The organism is Bradyrhizobium sp. HKCCYLRH3073 (genome assembly GCF_051167995.1).
GTDB lineage: Bacteria > Pseudomonadota > Alphaproteobacteria > Rhizobiales > Xanthobacteraceae > Bradyrhizobium.
Genome location: NZ_JBNPUD010000014.1, coordinates 131,218 through 150,484, shown reverse-complemented (window position 1 = coordinate 150,484; position 19,267 = coordinate 131,218). Strand labels below are relative to the sequence as shown.

Sequence of the window (19,267 nt, the reverse complement as noted above, 5' to 3'; positions counted from 1 at the left end):
TTCAAGCAAAACACGATGCGATGAATTTACCCATTGTCACTGAGATTATCGTGTCTCACTTGAGGGGTGCAGTCCAGTCCACAAAACTACCCGCGGGGGTTTAGGTGACAGTGCACAAAACTACCCGCGGCGACCTAATCAAGATTGACGTTTCGTGCACTGTCACCGAATTTCGACTGTCGCCGAATTTCGAATTTTGAATTAATGGACCCAGCCCCACCTCTCCATATTGGATCACCATTGATCCGGCCTCGCCGTTGACGTCTCGACTTTCCAGCTCAACACAACTGCCAATAACCTGCGGTCCACATCATTCCAGTCGGATATGTAAGCCTGGGCGCTCGGCGGCTCCTTGTCGGGGTCATCGTCGGGTACGGTCGTGTCGTAATCGATCACGACTCCCTGCGTCACGAGCCGGCGGCGGCATACGTAACGCCGGCAGCGATTGAGTCCATTCTGGCTTTCGGAGTCAGCGTCTGGAGCGACCGTCACCTGGATTGCCGCACCCCTGCATCCCTCATCATAGACGCCGAGTCGAGGGTCATGCAGACACACATAAGCAGTGAATCCGAAGCCGTTTGGGACGACGAAGTCGACCACCGGGCGATAGTGCCAGGGGACCTGGAAATGCTGTCCGCTCACGACCCGGTCGTATGATTGCGGTCCAGAAGGCGTGAGCGCCACGCAGATCGGCCCGCCGAGGAAGATCGTGAACCAATAGACGATCACGGTAACCGATGCGGCGAGGCGCCTCCCCGCGGCATTCGCAATCGATGCGACGATCGCTGCGATCAGACCGAAGGCTGGCGCAGCCAAGGCGACATAGATCCTGGTCGTCGCCATCGGGATGTCTTGGTGCAGAGAATTGTGCGCGACCCAAGAGCCCGACACCATCGAGAGCGCAAAAGCGTAGTATGCGGTCGGCAGAATCATGAGCCAGGACAGGACGACGAGCCAATGGGCCTTGCGCGTCAGAAACTCCTTGAAGGCTTGGACATCAGGCATGGTGAGTCACCCCGCACGCCTCAAGCCAATTCGCTGCGCGGCCGAAGCCGCATCACCGCCGCCGGCAGATGGGCCGTCAGCCACTCCGCAATCACCTGCTGCTTCCGGTGATACGCCAAGCCCACCCCAACCACCGCGACGCCGATCAGCGACAGCGCGAACGGGAATAGCAGCGAGTTCTTGAACACGACGTCGGCGAGGTGGCCGAGATACATCGTGATGCCGATGGCGCCGAACACGGCGTAGGCGCGGCGGACGATGATGACGGCGACCGCGAGCAGGCCGACGTTCAGCAGGCAGTAGACCGCCTTGCCGAGCTCGGTTGCGCCTTCGGTGGCGCTGATGCCGCCCCAGAAGGCCATCAGGCCGAACAGGTGCAGCCAGAAGCCGAAGTCGCGGCTGTGACTGTTGTAGTCGACGATCCAGGCGACGCTGAGAATGCCGAGGCCGAACCAGATCGAGACGATGCGGCGCATCTCCCAGTCGATGTGGCTGACGTTGAAGATCCAGGGCGTGAGGTCCATCGACATGAACCACAGCGCGACCGAGATGATCGCGACGATGAAGGGCACGCGATAGAAGCGTAGCGCGATCGCGCCGGCCGCGAGGGTGGCGAGCTCCATGAACAGCCAGCTGCCCTTGATCCAGACGTAGAAGTCCTGGACCGTGCCGGGCTTGCCGAACCTGCCCCACCAGCCGAGCTCCTCCTGCACGCCGTAGACGGCGAGCGGCGCCATCGACACGGCGATCGCGATCAGCAGGCCGCCGGGGACGCGCAGGCCGCGGCGCCAGAGGTGGTTGCCGGCGAGACCGAAAGCGGCGGCGTAAGCGAGCGCGCAGGCGGTCAGGGCGCGGCCGCCCAGCTGCGAGAACGCCACCGTCGAGAACAGGCCCATGGCGCCGATCACGATCAGCGCGCCGGCGTACCAGAGCAGATGCGCGGCATCGAACTTGGCGCGGGGGGCTGCCGTTGCGACGCGCTGGTGCAGGAAGGCGAGCAGGCGCTGCAGCTCGTCGGGACCGATCGCGCCGGCAGTTTCGGCGGCACGGAGGTCGTGGTCGGAATAGGACATGGTCGTCACCTCATGGGCGCGCCGGACATGCCCGTGGCGTTCGCGCGAACGCTATTGCGTTGCGCGTCGCGATACGCGGATGCCGGTGCGAACAGGGGGTAGTCTAACGGAACTTGAGCGACGTTCAAGAGAATTCTGAGCGTCGCTCATGTTTTTGAGTGAAGGGTTGCTGTTTGGCGCCGGGCGCCGTGCCCTCGTTGGCTCACGCTCTCTCCACTCGTCATGGCCGGGCTTGTCCCGGCCATCCACGTCCGAGCCCAGAAGGCCGACGTGGATGCCCGGGACGAGCCCGGGCATGACGATGGGGTTGGCAGGGTGCCCCATCCTGAGGGCGGACGATCGTTGAGGGGCCGATGCCTCAGACTTGAGGACGGGCGCAAGAGGCGGCGCTCGACCCTATCCTCAATCCTTGAAATACGGCTCGACCGGCCCATGCACCTTGATGGTCAGAGGGTTGCCGTGGCGGTCCTTGGCGTTCCCCGCGGCGACGCGGATCCAGCCTTCGCTGATGCAGTATTCCTCGACATTGGTCTTCTCGGCGCCCTTGAAGCGGATGCCGACGTCGCGCGACAGGATCTCCGCGTTGTAATAGGGGCTCTTCGGATCGACCGAGAGACGGTCGGGGAAGGTGAAGGTCTCGTTGTCGCTCACAGCAGTGCCTCGATCTCTTTCTTCAGCGCCTCGGGCGTGGTGGTCGGCGCATGGCGCGATGCCACGTGGCCGGTGCGATCGACCAGGAATTTGGTGAAATTCCATTTGATCGCCGAGCCCAAGAGGCCCGTCTTCTCGCCCTTCAGGAACCTGTACAGCGGGTGCGCGTCGGCGCCGTTGACGTCGATCTTCGCAAACAGCGGGAAGGTGACGTCGTACTTGCCGGCGCAGAACGCGCCGATCTCCTCGGCCGTGCCGGGCTCCTGGGCGCCGAACTGGTTACAGGGAAAACCGAGCACGGCAAAGCCCCTGTCCGCATAGGCGCGGTGCAGCGCCTCCAGGCCGCGATATTGCGGCGTGAAGCCGCAGGCGCTGGCGGTGTTGACGATCAGGAGCACTTGGCCCTCGAAGCGCTGCAGCGGCACCTCCTCGCCCTTCAGCGAGGTCGCGGTGAAATCGTAGATGCTGGCCATCAGCCCAGCACCGGATCGATCGGTGACGGCGGCGTGCCGCCGGCCTCGATGGCCTCGCCCGCGGCAAGGCACATGTCCTCGCGAAAACGTTGGCCGACGAGCTGCACGCCGACGGGGACGCGGCCGACCATGCCAGTGGAGACCACGAGGCCCGGCAGGCCGAAGAAGGGAATGGCGATCTGCGTGAGCTGGGCATGCCAGACCTGCCTGAACGACTCCTCGTCCTTGCGGTCGAGCTGGTCGGCGAACGGCAGCATGCCGGAGACCGGCATCAGCAGCAGCGGATGCTGCTCCATGAACAGGAGCCATTGCCGGGTCAGCGCGGCGCGGCGGGCCAGCGTTGCCGAGAGGTCGAACGGATGAACCTTGTCACTGACGCCGCGCAGGCAGGCCAGCGCGCCGGGATCGCCTTCCTTCTCGGCTGCGGCGAGCTGCGCCTCGTAGCCGTCGCCGAGCCAGAGCCGGGTCTGCAGCAGCGCGGCCTCCTGCAGCGGCGGCGTGTCCGCGATCTCCTCGACGGCCCAGCCGGCGGCTTCGAGCCGCCTGGCGGCATCGCGCAGCGCGGCGACGACTTCCGGCACCGGGTTGAGGCCGTCGGGGTTGACGCAGAGCGTAACGCGCTTCGGCAAGGGAGGGCCCTCGAGCGGCACCGGCATCCACCAGACGTCGCGGACGTCGCGCGCCGACATCGCCGCCAGCGCGATCCTGACATCGTTGACCGTGCGGGCGAGCGGGCCGGAAACGGCGCTGATCTGCGGACCGATCGGGCGCTCCGGCAGGCAGGTGTTGAAGGCGGGGATGCGGCCGACCGTCGGGCGCAGGCCGTGGATGCCGCAGGCGTAGGCGGGATAGCGCACCGAGCCGGCGATATCGGTGCCGTGGCCGATATGGCCGATGCCGGCGGCGGTCGCCGCGCCGGCGCCGCCGGAGGAGCCGCCCGGGGTGATGCCGGGATCGCGGGGATTCCTGGTGTGGCCATGGATGAGGTTGCTGGTGAACCAGCGATACGACACCGCAGGCGTGTTGGTGCGGCCGAGCAGCACGGCGCCGGCCTTGACGAAGTTGTTGACGACCGGATTGTGGGCCGAGGCGATCGCGTCCTTCTGCAGATTGAGGCCGTTGGTGGTGGCGAAGCCTGTCTGGTCGACATTGACCTTGATCGTCACTGGCACGCCGGCGAGCGGCCCGGGGTCCTCGCCGTTCGCCAGCCGGGCGTCGATGGCGTCGGCCTGTTTCAGAACCTCGTCTGGACGGTGATCGATCACGGCGTTGATCGCGGGGTTCACCGCATCGAGCCGCGCCAGCGCTGATGTCGCGGCCTCGCGGGCGGAGACCTGTTTCGACTTGATGAGGGCGGCAAGATCGGCAGCCGGCAGGCGCCAGAGATCGGTCATGGGGAGCTCCGTGGTGGTCTCGCGTTCTTAGCGCGACGGAGAGCACGGAGAAAGCCGCGCCAGGCGAGGTGGCCATGCACAAGCGCGGTCCCGCTGGCCTGCGTCTCACGCTCATGTTGCAGAGCAGCCGTGCCCGCGGCCGTCCTTCGAGACGCCCGAACGATCGATACCCAACCTGCATCGATCGATCCGGAATCAGGCTTGGTCAAGCTTCACATTCGACTTTAAGAGCTGAAGCAACAACATCACAAAGGGGGAAACAGATGATCAGACCGGGCACCATCATGGCCGCAACCTTCGTTCTCGCCGCTGCAGCAACGCTGGCGCCGCGCGCCGGCCAGGCCGAGACCTACGCCTATGTCGGCAACGCCGACAGCAACGACATCAGCGTGTTCAAGTTCGACGCCGCCTCGGGCGAGATGACCCCGGTGCAGACGGCTGCCTTCGTGGGCGTGGAGAAGCCGGGCTCGTCGACCCCGCTCGCGGTCAGCCCGGACAAGCGGGTGCTGATCGCCGGCGTCCGCTCGCAGCCATTCGTCGCCGAGAGCTTCGCCATCGACGCCAAGACCGGGCGGCTCAGCCACATCGGCAACGGGCCGCTCGTCGACAGCATGGCCAACATCGCCTTCGACCGCACCGGCAAGGTGCTGTTCAGCGCCTCCTATGGCGGCAACAAGGTGGCGGTGAACCCGGTGCAGGCGAACGGCGTCGTCGCCGCACCTGGCCAGGTGATCCCGACCGGGCTGAACGCGCATGCCTTCCTGCCCTCGCCCGACAACCGCTTCGTGTTCGCGACCAATCTCGGCTCCGACCAGGTGCTCGGCTTCGCCTTCGACGCCGCGACGGGCACGCTGACGGCCAAGGAGGCGCTGACGGTGAAGACGCCGGAGAAGTCCGGGCCGCGGCACTTCATCTTCCACCCGAACGGCAAGTTCATCTACCTTCTGCACGAGCTCAACGCCGATCTCGCCGTCTACGCCTATGATGCCGAGAAAGGCACCTGGAGCGAGCAGCAGCGCACGACCGCCCTGCCCTCGGGCTTCACCGGCAAGCCCTGGGCGGCGGATCTTCATGCGACGCCCGATGGCAAGTTCCTCTACGCCTCGGAGCGCGGCTCGAACACGATTGCCGGCTTCAAGGTCGATGCGGCCAGCGGGCGCCTGAGCCCGATCGGCAGCGTGCCGACCGAAACCCAGCCGCGCGGCTTTGCCATCGATCCCACCGGGCGCTACCTCGCCGCTGTCGGCGAAGTGTCGAATGGGATGACGGTGTATCGGATCGACCCGGCCAGCGGCGTGCTGGAGAAGACGAAGTCGTACGCGGTCGGCAAGAAGCCGAACTGGGTGGAGTTCGTCAGCCTGCCGTGACCGGCGGGCTGCAACACCGCTGTTGCGGCCATCCTTCGAGACGCCCGCCTCCGGCGGGCTCCTCAGGATGAGGGGCTGAGGGTGCGGCAGGAATTCTTCCGCGTTGTGATGCCTCCCCTCATGGTGAGGAGCCCGCCGGAGGCGGGCGTCTCGAACCATGAGGCCCGGATGGCTCCAGCGTTTCCATCCGCGCTGCGAGTGCCTATATCCAACGCCATGACCATGCCTGCCGCCCAGCCCGACCGCCATCCCCTCGCCGTCCAACATCCGGAACTCGACGACGCCTCGATCCGCCTGCTGGTCGAGACCTTCTACGGCCGCGCACGGGAGGACGAGCTGATCGGCCCGATCTTCAACCGTACGGTGGAGGATTGGGACGAACATATCGGCAGGATCAGTGATTTCTGGTCGTCGATGTTCCTGAAGACGGGCCGCTACAGCGGCGCGCCGATGCGGCCGCATCTGCTGCTGGAGTTGCAAGGCGGGCATTTCGACCGCTGGCTGCGGCTGTTCGAGACGACGGCGAAGGACCTGTTCGCGCCCGAGCTCGCGGAGCTCTTCATCGTCCGCGCCCGCCGCATCGCCGACAGTTTCGAGATGGGCATCGCCAGCACGCGCGGCGACATCGCGCGCCCGCGCCATTCGGTCTGACCTCGGCCGCAAGCACGCGGGCGTTCGGGAAGCGGCGATGCGGCCGTCCTGCGCTCAATGGCGCGTCATCGACTGCGCCGGCATGTTGAAGATCGCTTCGGAGAACGGGAACTCGAGCACGATCTCGCCGTCCTCGTCGGTGACCTCGATGACGGCCGTCATCAGCGCCGCGTTGCCACCTTCGGTGCGCAGCAGTTCCTTGATCATGTCGCGCGCGACTTCCCAGGCGCGGTCGGGATTGCGCAGCACCTCGCCGTCGGTGTCGGAGACCAGTTCCTCGCCGATCCGTGTGTTGAAGAAATATCTAGGCATCATCAGCTTCCAATGGGGTCGCGCGCTGGGGTTTTGAAGTCTCGAACATCTCACGACTGCTTTATCCGGCCAGCTCAGCCCCTCAAGCTAGGGGCTGAATTGTACGGCGTTGCGAAGCCATCGATCACGAATTCGTTGTTTTCACGGCTCAATCCGACGAAAACGGCAGCAACTCGCATCTGCAACTTCGCACTGCAATAAACAGGCCTGAGAGGCTCAAACAAAAAGATTCCACTGGCGAACTTTTCGTAGCACGGTAGTTTATTGCTGAGGACGATAACCGTCCCGTCTTGAAGGAGAGGACAATGGCCTGGAAAGCACCGAAGATCGTTGAAGTGCCGGTCGGCATGGAAATCAACATGTACGCCTGCGCGGCCCGCAAATAATTCGCGGGTGTGACGTCCAGGTCTCGGCGATCAGGACGTCGACGCTTGAGGGTGGGGATCAGCGACCGCGTATGTGCCAGCCCGTGCGCTGGTCGGATGTCCCACCCTCGTCACCTTCCCTGCGGGCGATCCTGACCGTCGGTCAGCCTGTCCGTCGGTGATCCTGCCGCTGGTAATCGCGTGCGCCACCACAGCTGAATTCCAGGAGACGGCTCATGCTTCGCCTCGTCGTCCTGGGCGCCGCCGCGGGCGGTGGAGTGCCGCAGTGGAATTGCGGCTGCGCCGTGTGTCGTGCCGCGCGCACCTCACATCCCGAGATCAGCAACAGTCAGGCCTCGGTCGCGGTCAGCGCAGATGGCGCCAACTGGTTCCTGATCAACGCCTCGCCCGATCTGCGTCAGCAGGTCACCCGCACGCCGCAGCTGCATCCGAAGCCAGGCGCCCTGCGCCACAGTCCGATCGCCGGCGTGATCCTGACCAATGGCGAGATCGATGCGGTGACCGGCCTCTTGTCGATGCGCGAGAGCTCGCCATTTTCGATCCATGCGCACCCCAAGGTGCTTGCGATCCTCCGCTCGAACAACATCTTCGATGTGCTGAAGGACGAGACCGTCAAGCGCGTGCCGATCGTGATCGACGTGCCGTTCCGGCCGCTGCTGCAGGACGGCAGGCCCTCGGGCCTGGAGATCACGGCCTTCGCCGTCTCGGGAACGAGCGCGTGGTATCTGCGCGACAAGCAGCATCCCGGCGGCAGCTCCTCGACCGGCGACACGCTGGGCCTGAAGATCGCCGATCTCGAGGGCGGGCAATATTGCTACGTCATCGCCGCCTGTGCGGCCGTGGACGATGATCTGAGAACGAGATTGAGGGGCGCGCCCTTGGTGCTGTTCGACGGCACGGTGTGGCGCGACGACGAGATGATCCAGGCCGGACTCGGCAACAAGACCGGGCAGAGCATGGGGCATATCGCGATGTCCGGAGAAAGCGGTGCGATCAAGCAGCTGGCGGACCTCGCGATCGGCAGGAAGGTCTTCCTGCACATCAACAACTCCAATCCGGCGTGGCTGCACGCCTCACCCGAGCGGCAAACGTTGGAACGCGAGGGATGGGAAATCCCCGCTGAAGGGATGGAGATCGTACTGTGAGTGAGGTCAATCTGAGCGGAATGACGGCGCTGTCGATCGGCAGCGGCGTAACGCTGAACAATGCGAGCGAATTGGAAGCGGCGCTGCGCCATATCGGCGCGACGCGCTATCACAACCACCACCCGTTTCATAAGCTGCTGCACGGCGGCAAGCTCAACAAGGGCCAAGTGCAGGCCTGGGCGCTGAACCGCTACTACTACCAGTCGACGATCCCGCTGAAGGATGCGATGGTGATGACGCGCTTCCGCGACCGCGCCACGCGGCTGGAATGGCGGCACCGCATCGAGGATCATGATGGCGATGTCGGCAGCGAGGGCGGCATTGAGCGCTGGATCAAGCTGACCGAAGGCCTCGGCCTCGACACCGCCTACGTGGAATCCACCGAAGGCATCCTGCCGGCCACGCGCTTTGCGGTCGAAGCCTATGTGCATTTCTGCCGCGACCGCTCGCCGCTGGAGGCGATCGCCTCGTCGCTGACCGAATTGTTCGCGCCGAGCATCCATGAAGAGCGCATCTCGGGCATGCTCGAGCACTACGATTTCGTCAACAACGACACCATGAGCTACTTCAAGCGCCGTCTCACCCAGGCGCCGCGCGATGCCAATTTCGCGCTGCATTACGTCAAGGAGCACGCCACCACGCCGGAGCAGCGCGCCGCGGTCTGCAACGCGCTGATCTTCAAGACCAACGTGCTGTGGGTGCAGCTCGACGCGCTGTATCACGCGTATGTCGAGGGGCACATTCCGCCGGGTGCGTTCGTGCCGAAGGAGGGGTGAGTGGTTGCATCGGAGCAACGCCGCCTGGTCCGGGGGGCCTCATGGTTCGAGACGCGCCGCAAGCGGCGCTCCTCACCATGAGGGGCAAGCGGCGGAGCGGCCGCTGCATACGGGACCATGAACACGCTGTTAGCGTGTTCATGGAGAGGGTTCAGGATATCGCCGCAAATTCCGCCCTCGTCCTGAGGAGCCCGCCGCAGGCGGGCGTCTCGAAGGACGCTGGCAGGCGCGGCGGCGGCTCCGAACTCCAAATCTGCGCGATCTCGCCGTTTGATCACAGCTGCTGCTAGAGAACCCCACCATGGCCCCGCGTCACATCCAAGTCACCGAGACCAGCCGCGTGGTGCTGCCGCGGCATACGAAGTTGAAGTTCGACGAGACGCGCCAGGTCTGGGTGATCCTCGCCCCCGAGCGGGTGCTGGCGCCGGATGAGATCGCGGTCGAGGTGCTCAAGCTGTGCGACGGTACGCGCAGCGTCGCCGGGATCATCGACGAGCTGGCGGCGAAATACGCCGCGCCGCGTGACGTGATCGCGATTGACGTCGTCGCCATGCTGCAGGATCTCGCCGACAAGGGATTCCTGACCGAGGTTCGGGAGACAACATCATGACCGAGCTGACCGACACCTCACCGCCCATCGACAGCAATGACGGCCTCGCCGTGCTGGAGCGGCGCGGCTCCGTGGCCGAAACCTACGGCATTCCGCTCGCCGTGCTGGCCGAGCTCACGCATCGCTGTCCGCTGCAATGCCCCTATTGCTCCAACCCGCTGGAGCTCGACCGCGCAGGCCAGGAATTGACCACGGGGGAGTGGAAGAAGGTGCTGTCCGAGCTCGCCGAGATCGGCGTGCTGCAGATCCACTTCTCCGGCGGCGAGCCGACCGCGCGCAAGGACCTGGTCGAGCTGGTGCAGCATGCCAACGACGTCGGACTCTACACCAACCTGATCACCTCGGCCGTGCTGCTGACGCGCGAGCGGCTGAAGGAGCTGGCCGATGCCGGGCTGTCCCATGTCCAGATCAGCTTCCAGGGCAATGAGCCTGATGTCGCCGACCGCGTCGGCGGCTACAAGGGCGGCCACGCCAAGAAGCTCGAGGTGGCGCGCTGGACCCGCGAGCTCGACATGCCGCTGACGGTGAACGCCGTGATGCACCGGCAGAACCTGCATCAGCTGCCCGACATCATCCAGATGGCGGTCGATCTCGATGCCGACCGGCTCGAGGTCGCCAACGTGCAATATTACGGCTGGGCGCTGAAGAACCGCGCCAGCCTGATGCCGACCTACGCCCAGTTGGAGGAGACCGACCGCCTGGTCGAGGAGGCGCGCGAGCGGCTGAAGGGCACGCTGACCATCGACTACGTCGTCCCGGACTACTACGCGCTGCGGCCGAAGAAGTGCATGGGCGGCTGGGGCCGGCAGTTCTTCAACATCTCGCCGTCGGGCAAGATCCTGCCGTGCCACGCCGCCGAGAGCATCACCGGGCTCGACTTCATGTCGGTGCGCTCGAACCATTCGATCGCCTGGATCTGGCAGAACTCGGAGGCCTTCAACCGCTATCGCGGCACCGGCTGGATGAAGGAGCCGTGCAAATCCTGCGAGTTCCGCGAGATCGATTTCGGCGGCTGCCGCTGCCAGGCCTTTGCGCTGACCGGCGACGCCGCCAACACCGATCCGGCCTGCACGCTGTCGCCGCTGCACGAGAGCATCTTCAAGCAGGCCGAGCGCGATGCCGCCTCCGGCCAGGACCGCTTCCTGTATCGCAACTTCGCCGGCGGCACGCCCGAGGGCAATGATGCCTGACGCCGAAGCCGGCCGCGCCTCCGCGCGCCGCAGCGATCCGTTCGCGCCGCTGACGTCGGAATGGCTCGACGTCTCCGGCGGCCATCAGATCTATGTCGAGAGCGCCGGGCGGGTCGGCGGCCTGCCCGCCGTCTACCTGCACGGTGGGCCGGGCTCCGGCTGCCAGCCGGATCACCGCCGGCTGTTCGATCCCGAGCGCTTCCATGCCGTGCTGTTCGACCAGCGCGGCGCCGGCCGCTCGCGTCCCGCGCGCAGCCGCGACAACAACACTCTGCACGATTTGATCGCCGACATGGAGGCGATCCGCACGAAATTCGGCTTTGAGAAATGGATCGTCGCCGGCGGCTCCTGGGGCGCGACCTTGGCGCTGGCCTACGCCCAGGCGCATCCAGCGCGCGTGAGCGGCCTGGTGCTGCGCGCGACCTTTCTCGGCACGCGCGCGGAGGTGGAGACGGCGTTCGGCGACACGCTGGCGCGCTTTCACCCTGCCCTGCATCGCGACTTCCTGGAGATGCTACCGGAGAACGAGCGCGCCAACCCCTGCGAGGCCTATTTCCGCCGCATCCTCGATCCCGATCCGGCGATCCACGGTCCGGCCGCGCGCGCCTGGCACGACACCGAGCGGGCGCTGTCCGAGATCAAACCGGCGCGCGCCCATCTGGATCGGCTCGCCATCCGCTCCGGCAGCGCGCTGCCGGCGACGCCGTTCATGGAGGCGCATTACTTCTCGCAGGACAGCTTCATGGCGAAAGACCAGTTGCTGCGTGATGCGAGCAGGCTCCGCGGGATTCCCGGAATCATCGTGCAGGGCCGCTACGACCTGCTCTGTCCGCCCTCCACCTCCGCGCACCTGGCCGAAATCTGGCGCGACGCCGAAATCCGTGTCGTCGAAGCCGCAGGTCACAATCTTTATGACCCCGGCATCCGCGATGCGGTCATGAAAGCCATCTGCGATCTGGCGACGCGCACGACAGCGCCTTAAACACATCACTCATTCCCCTCATGCTGAGGAGGCGCGCCAGCGCCGTGTCGAAGCATGAGGCCCGCGACGCTTCGGGCCTCATGCTTCGAGACGGCCGCCTTTGGCGGCCTCCTCAGCATGAGGATCAGCCACACGCACCAGGAGGCTCGAGATGCCCATCGCCGGGAAAGGCATGCTGTTGACGTCGATGAACATCGATGCCGCTCACGAGGCTGACTTCAACCACTGGTACGACAGCGAGCATCTCGAAGAGCGCGTCGCCATTCCCGGCTTCATCGAGGCGCGACGCTATGTCGCCGAGCAGGGCAGCCCGAAATATCTGTGCCTGTACTCCGCCGAGACGATCGGCGTGCTCGACAGTCCGGCCTATCGCGCCCGGCTGGAGTCGCCGACAGAATGGTCGAAGGCGGTGATGGCGCGGTTCAAGAACATGATCCGCAGCGTCGCACGCATCACGATCTCGAAAGGGGCCGGCCGCGGCGCCGTGCTCGGCATCATCCGGCTGCGCCCGAAGCCGGAGCAGGACAAGGCGTTGCGCGAGGCATTGCAGATCGAGCTTGACCCGTACGACCTCAAGGGCGTGATCTCGATGCACCTGCTCGAAGGCGATGCGGATCTGTCCGGCCCCGCCGCTGGCGTTCCAGCGAGCTCGCGCGACGCCGACTGGTTCATCCTGATCGACGGCACCGACGGCCACGCCATCGCGACCTTGATGACGACGCGTTTTGCGGCTGTCGACGGCCCGCTGGCGACGCAGATTTCCGCCGGGATCTATCGCCTGATGTGGGACCTCAGCCGCGCTGATATTGCGGCGCGTTAGTTGGCCAGTCTGATTCCCCGCCGTCATGGCCGGGCTTGACCCACGGCTGTCCGGTTCAGACAGACTGGACATGGTGCATGGCGTGGATTCTTCTGCGGTCTTGAGCATCGCCAAATGTTCGAGACACACCAGGAAGGTCCCGCCATGCCGCATCAGAATACAGTATTCCGAGACATTCTGAAGTTGGTCCCCTGGCATCGCTTCGAGGCGCTTGTGGACGAGCATGGCACGGACGCGCGGATTCGACGGCTTTCCACCAAAGACCAATTTGTGGCGCTGCTGTACGGTCAGCTTTCGGGGGCTTCCAGTCTGCGTGAGATTGTCACCGGGCTGTCGAGCCACACCGCGCGGCTTTATCACCTGGGTGGGGGCCCTGTCCGCCGCTCGACTTTCGCGGACGCCAATATGAATCGGCCTGCGGAGATGTTTGCCGCCCTGTTGGCCATCATGATGAAGCAGGCCCATCGCCGGTTACGCCGCAAGCTTGCCGAGACGACGTATTTGATTGATTCGACCAGCGTACGGCTGACAGAAGCCAGCGCTGGCTGGGCACGGTTCTCTACCGGTGTCTGCGGTGCCAAGGTGCATGTGATCTATGATGCCGACGCCGACCGGCCGATTTATGCGGCAATCAGCGGAGCCAACGTCAACGACAATACTGCAGCGCATCAGATGCCCATCGAGCCGGGAGCAACCTACGTCTTCGATCTCGGCTATTATGAATATGCTTGGTGGGCTCAACTGGACGCCGCCGGTTGTCGAATCGTGACCCGGTTCAAATCCAATACGCCGCTGCGGGTCGTGGAGGAGTTGCCTGTCATCGCGGATGGCAACATCCTCTCCGACCGCATCGGCTTCCTTCCACAACGCCAAGCCTACAGCCGCCGCAATCCAATGCAGACTGCGGTGCGCGAAGTGCGCGTCACCTTGGAAACGGGAAAGATCCTGCGCATCCTGTCGAACGACCTCGATGCCAGCGCTCAAGAGATCGCCGACCTCTATCGTCGCCGCTGGGCCATCGAGTTGTTCTTTCGTTGGGTCAAGCAGACCCTCAAGATCACCAGGTTCCTCGGGACTTCTGAGAACGCCGTTCGTATCCAGATCGCCGTTGCCCTGATCGCCTTCCTCTTGCTTCGCCTCGCGCAAGACCTTCAGAAGGCAATCCAAAGCCCCTTGGTCTTTGCCAGATTGGTCCGCACCAACCTCATGCATCGCCGCCCCATCGATCAATTGCTCACGGGGCCACCCCAACTTGCCAAAAACCCACAACAGTTGAGCCTCGCAATATGCGGAAGCTGAACCGGACAGCCGTGGGCTTGACCCGGCCATCCATCCTCTTCGGAGATCTTGGAAAGGTGGATGCCCGGGTCAAGCCCGGGCATGACGACCGAGTGCGAAGCAACTCGCGTGTCCGCTCATTCGTTCTGTAAAGGCCACCATCGTCACCAGTCCGTCATCGTTTGTCGCACCACCTCCCGCATCGCAGCACGCGGCGGCATCGCGCCTGCAATGCGGCAGCGCACACTGTGCATGAGGGGCAGCGTTGCAAATTTGCCTTTGTGTGCGCCTTGGAATGGCTCTAGTCTGATAGGACTATTCAATTGAGCCATTCAAAAAGCAGAAGGGCGACGAACAGGACCTGCTCCGGACCCACATCGATCCCCAGCCGATCCTGAACAAACAGTCGTCCTCACGTCAGGAAGGCCGCGCGCTCATGGTTCGCCGCGCGGACAGGGTATGAATGAGAGCGACTGATATCTCGGCCCCCGACTACTTTCACAAAGTGGTCGATTGCCAATGGGCTTGTCCCGCACACACTCCGGTCCCTGAATACATCCGCCTGATCGCTGAGGGTCGCTACAGCGACGCCTACATGATCAATTGGAAATCGAATGTATTCCCGGGCATTCTCGGACGCACTTGCGATCGCCCCTGCGAGCCCGCCTGCCGACGCGGGCGTGTCGAGGAAAGCCCGGTCGCGATCTGCCGCCTGAAGCGCGTTGCGGCCGATTTCAAGGACGACGTGCACCAGCGCATGCCGCGCCCTGCCCCGAAGAACGGCCGGCGCATCGCGCTGGTGGGCGGCGGCCCGGCCTCGCTGACCGTCGCACGCGACCTCGCGCCGCTCGGCTATCACTGCACCGTGTTCGACGCCGATCCCAAGCCCGGCGGCATGATGCGCTCGCAGATTCCAAAGTTCCGTCTGCCCGACAGCGTCATCGACGAGGAGACGGGCTACGTGCTCAGCCTCGGCGTCGACTACAAGGCCGGCCATCGCGTCGACAGCCTCAAGACGCTGCTGGCCGAGAACTACGATGCCATCTTCATCGGCTCCGGCGCGCCGCGCGGCCGCGAGCTGAACATCCCCGGCCGCAAGGAAGCCGCCGCGAACATCCATCTCGGCATCGACTGGCTGTCCAGCGTGTCGTTCGGCCATACCGACAAGATCGGCAGGCGCGTGATCGTGCTCGGCGGCGGCAACACCGCGATGGACTGCTGCCGCACCGCCCGCCGCCTCGGCGGCGAGGACGTCAAGGTCATCGTGCGCTCCGGCTTCGAGGAGATGAAGGCGTCTCCCTGGGAGAAGGAGGACGCGCTGCATGAGGATATTCCGATCCTCAATTACCTCGTGCCGGTCGCGTTCACTCACGACAATGGCAGACTGACCGGCGTCACCTTCCAGAAGGTGAAGGCGGAGTATGACGACAACGGCCGGCGCTCTCTGCTCCCCTCCGGCGAGCCCGACGTGACCTATGAGTGCGACGACGTGCTGGTCGCCGTCGGCCAGGAGAATGCCTTCCCCTGGATCGAGGCCGATTGCGGCGTGGCGTTCGACAAATGGCACATGCCAAAGGTCGACCCGGCCACCTTCGTCTCGACCAACCCGAAAGTGTTCTTCGGCGGCGATGCGGCGTTCGGTCCGAAGAACATCATCTGGGCTGTCGCGCAGGGCCACGAGGCGGCGCTGTCGATCCACCGCCTGCTCTCCGGCGAGGACATCACCGAGCGGCCGCTGCCCGAGGTGCACGTCTCCTCGCAGAAGATGGGCATCCATGAATGGAGCTATGACAACGACGTCTCGCCGGAGAAGCGCTTCAAGGTGCCGCACCGCGACAAGGTGGTCGCGCTGAAGGACATCCGCGCCGAGGTCGAGCTCGGCTACGACGTCAAGCTCGCGCTCGGCGAGGCGCATCGCTGCCTGAACTGCGACGTGCAGACGGTGTTCTCCGACACGCTGTGCATCGAATGCGACGCCTGCGCCGACATCTGCCCGATGGACTGCATCACCTTCACCGACAATGGCGAGGAGGCCGATCTGCGCGCGCGGCTGAAGGCGCCGTCTGTTCATCCCGACCAGAGCCTCTACGTGTCGTCGGATCTGAAGACCGGGCGCGTGATGGTGAAGGACGAGGACGTCTGCCTCCATTGCGGCCTGTGCGCCGAGCGCTGTCCCACCGGTGCGTGGGACATGCAGAAATATTTCATCGAGACGACCCACGCAGGTAACGCATGTCCCAGCAAGCGCCGCTCAGCAGCGTAAACGACTTCGTCGTCCGCTTCGCCAACGTCAACGGCTCCGGCTCGGCCAGCGCCAACGAATTGTTCGCGCGCGCCGTGCTGCGTCACGGCGTGCCGGTCAGCCCCCGCAACATCTTCCCGTCGAACATTCAGGGCCTGCCGACCTGGTACGAGGTGCGCGTCACCGAAGCGGGCCATCTCGGCGCGCGAGGCGGCGGCACCGACCTGATGGTCGCGATGAATCCGCAGACCTGGGACAAGGACGTCGCCGGCATCGTGCCCGGTGGCTACCTGTTCTACGATTCGACGAAGCCGATGCCGTCGACCAAGTTCCGCGACGACATCACCGTGATCGGCGTGCCACTGACGGCGATCACCAACTCGACCTACTCGGATCCGCGCCAGCGCCAGCTCTTCAAGAACATCATCTATCTCGGCGCGCTCTCCGCCCTCCTCGACATGGACCCGAAGCTGATCGAGCAACTGATCGGCGAGCAGTACAAGGGCAAGGAGAAGCTGCTCTCCTCCAACGTCCATGCGCTGCATCTCGGGCGCGATTGGGCGCTGCAGAATTTGAAATGCCCGATCGGCCTGCGCATCAGGAAGGCCGACAAGGTCGGCGACCGCATCTTCATCGAGGGCAACAACGCCGCCGCGCTCGGCGCCGTCTATGGCGGCGCGACTGTCTGCGCCTGGTACCCGATCACGCCGTCGTCGTCGCTGGCCGAGGCGTTCAGCAACCACTGCAAGAAACTGCGGCACGATCCGGAAACCGGGCAGGCCAAATACGCGATCGTGCAGGCCGAGGACGAGCTCGCCTCGATCGGCATGGTGGTGGGCGCCTCCTGGAACGGCGCCCGCGCCTTCACCACGACATCGGGCCCCGGCGTGTCGCTGATGACCGAGTTCATCGGCCTGTCCTACTTCGCCGAGATTCCGGCCGTGATCATGAACGTGCAGCGCGCCGGCCCTTCCACGGGCATGCCGACCCGCACCCAGCAGTGCGACCTGATCGCCTGCGGATACGCCTCGCATGGCGATACCAAGCACGTGATGCTGTTCCCCGAGGATCCGGCGGAGGCGTTCGAATTCGCGGCGGCGGCGTTCGATCTGGCCGAGCGGCTGCAGACCACGATCTTCCTGATGCTCGACCTCGACATCGGCATGAACCAGCGGCTGTGCCGGCCGCTGAAGTGGGACGATGCCAAGCAGTATGACCGCGGCAAGGTGATGACGGCCGAGATGCTCGACGAAGGCCGCGACTTCGGCCGCTATCTCGACGTCGATGGCGACGGCATTCCGTTCCGCACCTACCCCGGCACGCATCCGACGGAGGGCTCCTACTTCACCCGCGGCACGTCACGTGACCGCTACGCGCGCTATTCCGAGGAAGGCGCCGTCTATGCCGACAACGTGCAGCGCCTGCTGCGCAAATTCCAGACCGCGGAGGACATGGTGCCGCGGCCGCTGCAGGCCAACGCGGCCAAGCCGACCAAATACGGCGTGATCTATTTCGGCTCGACCGCGCCGGCGATGGACGAGGCGATCGAATTGCTGGAGGCCCGCGGCCACCAGCTCGACCGGCTGCGCATCCGCGCCTTCCCGTTCCATTCGAGCGTGGCGAGCTTCATCGCCGAGCACGACTTCGTCTACGTGGTCGAGCAGAACCGCGACGCCCAGCTGCGCCAGTTGATCGTCACCGAGAACGGCATCGATCCGGTCCGTCTGGTGCCGATCCTGCACTATGACGGCACCCCGATCACCGCGCGCTTCATCGCGGATGCGATCGGGACCCATCAGGACCAGATCAAGGTCACCCCGCTGCGCAAGGCCGTATCATGACCTACATCGCAAAGCCGAAATTCCAGCATCCCGGCATCAAGAAGAACGCGCTCGGCTACAGCCATCGCGACTACGAGGGCAAGATCTCGACCCTGTGCGCCGGCTGCGGTCACGATTCGATCACGGCCTCGATCATCGAGGCGTGCTTCGATCTGTCGATCGAGCCCCATCGGGTGGCAAAAATCTCGGGCATCGGCTGCTCGTCGAAGACGCCGGACTATTTCCTCGGCAATTCGCACGGCTTCAACACCGTGCACGGCCGCATGCCGTCGGTGCTGACCGGCGCCAACCTCGCCAACCGCGAGCTGATCTATCTCGGCGTCTCCGGCGACGGCGATTCTGCCTCGATCGGCTTCGGTCAGTTCGCCCACGCGATCCGGCGCGGCGTCAACATGACCTATATCGTCGAGAACAACGGCGTCTACGGCCTGACCAAGGGTCAGTTCTCGGCGACCGCCGACCGCGGCTCGAAGTCCAAGAAGGGCGTCACCAACACCGACAACCCGATCGACCTCGTCGGCATCGCGCTGCAGCTCGGGGCGACCTATGTCGCGCGCTCGTTCTCCGGCGACAAGAAGCAGCTGGTGCCGATCATCGCCGGCGCCATCCAGCACAAGGGCGCGGCCTTCATCGACGTGATCAGCCCGTGCATCGCCTTCAACAATCACGCCGGCTCGACCAAGAGCTTCGACTATGTCCGCGAGCACAATGACGCCGTGAACCGGCTGGACGTGCTGACCGGGCGCGATCCGATCGAGATCGACCAGGATCCGGGCACGGTGCAGATCGTCGAACAGCACGACGGCTCGCGGCTGGCGCTGCGCAAGATCGACGCCGACTACGACCCGCACGACCGGCTCGGCGCCATGACCTTCCTGCAGAAGCATGCCGCGCAAGGCCAGATCGTGACCGGGTTGCTCTATGTCGACCCCGAGGCCGACGACCTGCACAGCCACCTCAATACGGTGGAGCGGCCGCTGAACCGGCTGGAGGCGGCTGATCTGTGCCCGGGGCAGAGCGTGCTCGACAAGATCAATGCGAGCCTGCGCTAGGCTGATCGCTACGTTGACA

At 64.8% G+C, this 19,267-nt stretch carries 19 protein-coding genes; 13 read left to right on the top strand and 6 right to left on the bottom strand.

Annotation, left to right across the window (positions count from 1 at the left end; translation table 11 throughout):
• Positions 1-234 precede the first annotated feature (234 nt).
• The 5 genes from ACQR1X_RS27165 to ACQR1X_RS27145 all read right to left on the bottom strand — a co-directional run bounded on the left by ACQR1X_RS27165 (position 235) and on the right by ACQR1X_RS27145 (position 4,596).
• A complete protein-coding gene (locus tag ACQR1X_RS27165; protein ID WP_434899986.1) occupies positions 235-1,005 on the bottom strand; it encodes a hypothetical protein in 771 nt (256 codons plus the stop codon).
• Between the two features lie 20 nt (positions 1,006-1,025).
• Entirely contained in the window at positions 1,026-2,078 is a 1,053-nt protein-coding gene (locus ACQR1X_RS27160; protein WP_434899985.1) for a hypothetical protein, read from the bottom strand.
• 402 nt (positions 2,079-2,480) lie between these two features.
• Positions 2,481-2,729 (bottom strand): DUF3297 family protein, encoded by a 249-nt coding sequence (locus ACQR1X_RS27155; RefSeq protein ID WP_009029378.1) that lies wholly within the window; start codon positions 2,727-2,729, stop codon positions 2,481-2,483.
• Positions 2,726-3,202 (bottom strand): glutathione peroxidase, encoded by a 477-nt coding sequence (locus ACQR1X_RS27150; protein WP_316217648.1) that lies wholly within the window; start codon positions 3,200-3,202, stop codon positions 2,726-2,728. The genes ACQR1X_RS27155 and ACQR1X_RS27150 overlap by 4 nt, the downstream gene beginning before the upstream one ends.
• Positions 3,202-4,596 (bottom strand): amidase family protein, encoded by a 1,395-nt coding sequence (locus tag ACQR1X_RS27145; RefSeq protein WP_434845511.1) that lies wholly within the window; start codon positions 4,594-4,596, stop codon positions 3,202-3,204. The genes ACQR1X_RS27150 and ACQR1X_RS27145 overlap by 1 nt, the downstream gene beginning before the upstream one ends.
• Before the next feature lie 263 nt (positions 4,597-4,859).
• Between ACQR1X_RS27145 and ACQR1X_RS27140 the strand changes: the two genes are divergently transcribed.
• Together ACQR1X_RS27140 and ACQR1X_RS27135 are read left to right on the top strand one after the other, a co-directional pair.
• The gene (locus tag ACQR1X_RS27140) at positions 4,860-5,963 is read left to right on the top strand and encodes a lactonase family protein (protein ID WP_434899984.1); all 1,104 of its coding nucleotides are present in this window, start codon (positions 4,860-4,862) and stop codon (positions 5,961-5,963) included.
• Between the two features lie 216 nt (positions 5,964-6,179).
• Complete coding sequence (locus ACQR1X_RS27135) at positions 6,180-6,614, top strand: group III truncated hemoglobin (RefSeq protein ID WP_316217651.1); 435 nt, start codon at positions 6,180-6,182, stop codon at positions 6,612-6,614.
• Positions 6,615-6,668: 54 nt separating this feature from the next.
• On the opposite strand, the gene ACQR1X_RS27130 is transcribed toward ACQR1X_RS27135, so the two are convergent.
• The gene (locus tag ACQR1X_RS27130) at positions 6,669-6,926 is read right to left on the bottom strand and encodes a DUF6894 family protein (protein ID WP_172111173.1); all 258 of its coding nucleotides are present in this window, start codon (positions 6,924-6,926) and stop codon (positions 6,669-6,671) included.
• A 305-nt stretch (positions 6,927-7,231) separates the two neighbouring features.
• Here ACQR1X_RS27130 and pqqA point away from each other — a divergent pair, with 305 nt between their 5' ends.
• The 11 genes from pqqA to ACQR1X_RS27075 all read left to right on the top strand — a co-directional run bounded on the left by pqqA (position 7,232) and on the right by ACQR1X_RS27075 (position 19,248).
• The gene (gene pqqA, locus ACQR1X_RS27125; protein ID WP_012029362.1) at positions 7,232-7,312 is read left to right on the top strand and encodes a pyrroloquinoline quinone precursor peptide PqqA; all 81 of its coding nucleotides are present in this window, start codon (positions 7,232-7,234) and stop codon (positions 7,310-7,312) included.
• Between the two features lie 215 nt (positions 7,313-7,527).
• Positions 7,528-8,457 (top strand): pyrroloquinoline quinone biosynthesis protein PqqB, encoded by a 930-nt coding sequence (gene pqqB, locus ACQR1X_RS27120; protein WP_316177764.1) that lies wholly within the window; start codon positions 7,528-7,530, stop codon positions 8,455-8,457.
• 20 nt (positions 8,458-8,477) lie between these two features.
• On the top strand, positions 8,478-9,233 hold the full coding sequence (pqqC, locus tag ACQR1X_RS27115; RefSeq protein WP_409998002.1) for a pyrroloquinoline-quinone synthase PqqC: 756 nt from the start codon (positions 8,478-8,480) through the stop codon (positions 9,231-9,233).
• Positions 9,234-9,534: 301 nt separating this feature from the next.
• Positions 9,535-9,843 carry a pyrroloquinoline quinone biosynthesis peptide chaperone PqqD gene (gene pqqD, locus ACQR1X_RS27110; RefSeq protein ID WP_315805801.1) on the top strand — a complete coding sequence of 103 codons (309 nt, stop codon included), beginning with the start codon at positions 9,535-9,537 and terminating at the stop codon, positions 9,841-9,843.
• Positions 9,840-11,033: a pyrroloquinoline quinone biosynthesis protein PqqE gene (pqqE, locus tag ACQR1X_RS27105; RefSeq protein ID WP_434899983.1), complete on the top strand. Its 1,194-nt coding sequence runs from the start codon at positions 9,840-9,842 to the stop codon at positions 11,031-11,033. The genes pqqD and pqqE overlap by 4 nt, the downstream gene beginning before the upstream one ends.
• Positions 11,026-12,015 (top strand): prolyl aminopeptidase, encoded by a 990-nt coding sequence (gene pip / locus ACQR1X_RS27100; RefSeq protein ID WP_434899982.1) that lies wholly within the window; start codon positions 11,026-11,028, stop codon positions 12,013-12,015. Before pqqE ends, pip begins: the two co-directional genes overlap by 8 nt.
• 151 nt (positions 12,016-12,166) lie before the next feature.
• Positions 12,167-12,835: a DUF4286 family protein gene (locus ACQR1X_RS27095; protein ID WP_316177758.1), complete on the top strand. Its 669-nt coding sequence runs from the start codon at positions 12,167-12,169 to the stop codon at positions 12,833-12,835.
• Between the two features lie 144 nt (positions 12,836-12,979).
• A complete protein-coding gene (locus ACQR1X_RS27090) occupies positions 12,980-14,134 on the top strand; it encodes an IS4 family transposase (RefSeq protein WP_315800429.1) in 1,155 nt (384 codons plus the stop codon).
• Positions 14,135-14,576: 442 nt separating this feature from the next.
• Positions 14,577-16,376, top strand: a complete 1,800-nt coding sequence (locus ACQR1X_RS27085; protein ID WP_434899981.1) for an FAD-dependent oxidoreductase — start codon at positions 14,577-14,579, stop codon at positions 16,374-16,376.
• Positions 16,346-18,196, top strand: a complete 1,851-nt coding sequence (locus ACQR1X_RS27080) for a 2-oxoacid:acceptor oxidoreductase subunit alpha (RefSeq protein WP_434882808.1) — start codon at positions 16,346-16,348, stop codon at positions 18,194-18,196. The genes ACQR1X_RS27085 and ACQR1X_RS27080 overlap by 31 nt, the downstream gene beginning before the upstream one ends.
• Positions 18,193-19,248, top strand: coding sequence for a 2-oxoacid:ferredoxin oxidoreductase subunit beta (locus ACQR1X_RS27075; protein WP_434882807.1), 1,056 nt, complete (start codon positions 18,193-18,195; stop codon positions 19,246-19,248). Before ACQR1X_RS27080 ends, ACQR1X_RS27075 begins: the two co-directional genes overlap by 4 nt.
• Positions 19,249-19,267 lie beyond the last annotated feature (19 nt).

Coding starts and splice junctions, on each gene's coding strand:
- pqqB (WP_316177764.1), top strand. CDS start 7,528: ATGCTTCGCCTCGTCGTCCTGGGCGCCGCCGCGGGCGGTGGAGTGCCG.
- ACQR1X_RS27095 (WP_316177758.1), top strand. CDS start 12,167: ATGCCCATCGCCGGGAAAGGCATGCTGTTGACGTCGATGAACATCGAT.
- ACQR1X_RS27130 (WP_172111173.1), bottom strand. CDS start 6,926: ATGCCTAGATATTTCTTCAACACACGGATCGGCGAGGAACTGGTCTCC.
- ACQR1X_RS27145 (WP_434845511.1), bottom strand. CDS start 4,596: ATGACCGATCTCTGGCGCCTGCCGGCTGCCGATCTTGCCGCCCTCATC.
- pqqE (WP_434899983.1), top strand. CDS start 9,840: ATGACCGAGCTGACCGACACCTCACCGCCCATCGACAGCAATGACGGC.
- ACQR1X_RS27165 (WP_434899986.1), bottom strand. CDS start 1,005: ATGCCTGATGTCCAAGCCTTCAAGGAGTTTCTGACGCGCAAGGCCCAT.
- pip (WP_434899982.1), top strand. CDS start 11,026: ATGCCTGACGCCGAAGCCGGCCGCGCCTCCGCGCGCCGCAGCGATCCG.
- ACQR1X_RS27140 (WP_434899984.1), top strand. CDS start 4,860: ATGATCAGACCGGGCACCATCATGGCCGCAACCTTCGTTCTCGCCGCT.
- ACQR1X_RS27080 (WP_434882808.1), top strand. CDS start 16,346: ATGTCCCAGCAAGCGCCGCTCAGCAGCGTAAACGACTTCGTCGTCCGC.
- ACQR1X_RS27090 (WP_315800429.1), top strand. CDS start 12,980: ATGCCGCATCAGAATACAGTATTCCGAGACATTCTGAAGTTGGTCCCC.
- ACQR1X_RS27135 (WP_316217651.1), top strand. CDS start 6,180: ATGACCATGCCTGCCGCCCAGCCCGACCGCCATCCCCTCGCCGTCCAA.
- ACQR1X_RS27085 (WP_434899981.1), top strand. CDS start 14,577: ATGAGAGCGACTGATATCTCGGCCCCCGACTACTTTCACAAAGTGGTC.
- pqqC (WP_409998002.1), top strand. CDS start 8,478: ATGACGGCGCTGTCGATCGGCAGCGGCGTAACGCTGAACAATGCGAGC.
- ACQR1X_RS27150 (WP_316217648.1), bottom strand. CDS start 3,202: ATGGCCAGCATCTACGATTTCACCGCGACCTCGCTGAAGGGCGAGGAG.
- pqqD (WP_315805801.1), top strand. CDS start 9,535: ATGGCCCCGCGTCACATCCAAGTCACCGAGACCAGCCGCGTGGTGCTG.
- ACQR1X_RS27160 (WP_434899985.1), bottom strand. CDS start 2,078: ATGTCCTATTCCGACCACGACCTCCGTGCCGCCGAAACTGCCGGCGCG.
- pqqA (WP_012029362.1), top strand. CDS start 7,232: ATGGCCTGGAAAGCACCGAAGATCGTTGAAGTGCCGGTCGGCATGGAA.
- ACQR1X_RS27075 (WP_434882807.1), top strand. CDS start 18,193: ATGACCTACATCGCAAAGCCGAAATTCCAGCATCCCGGCATCAAGAAG.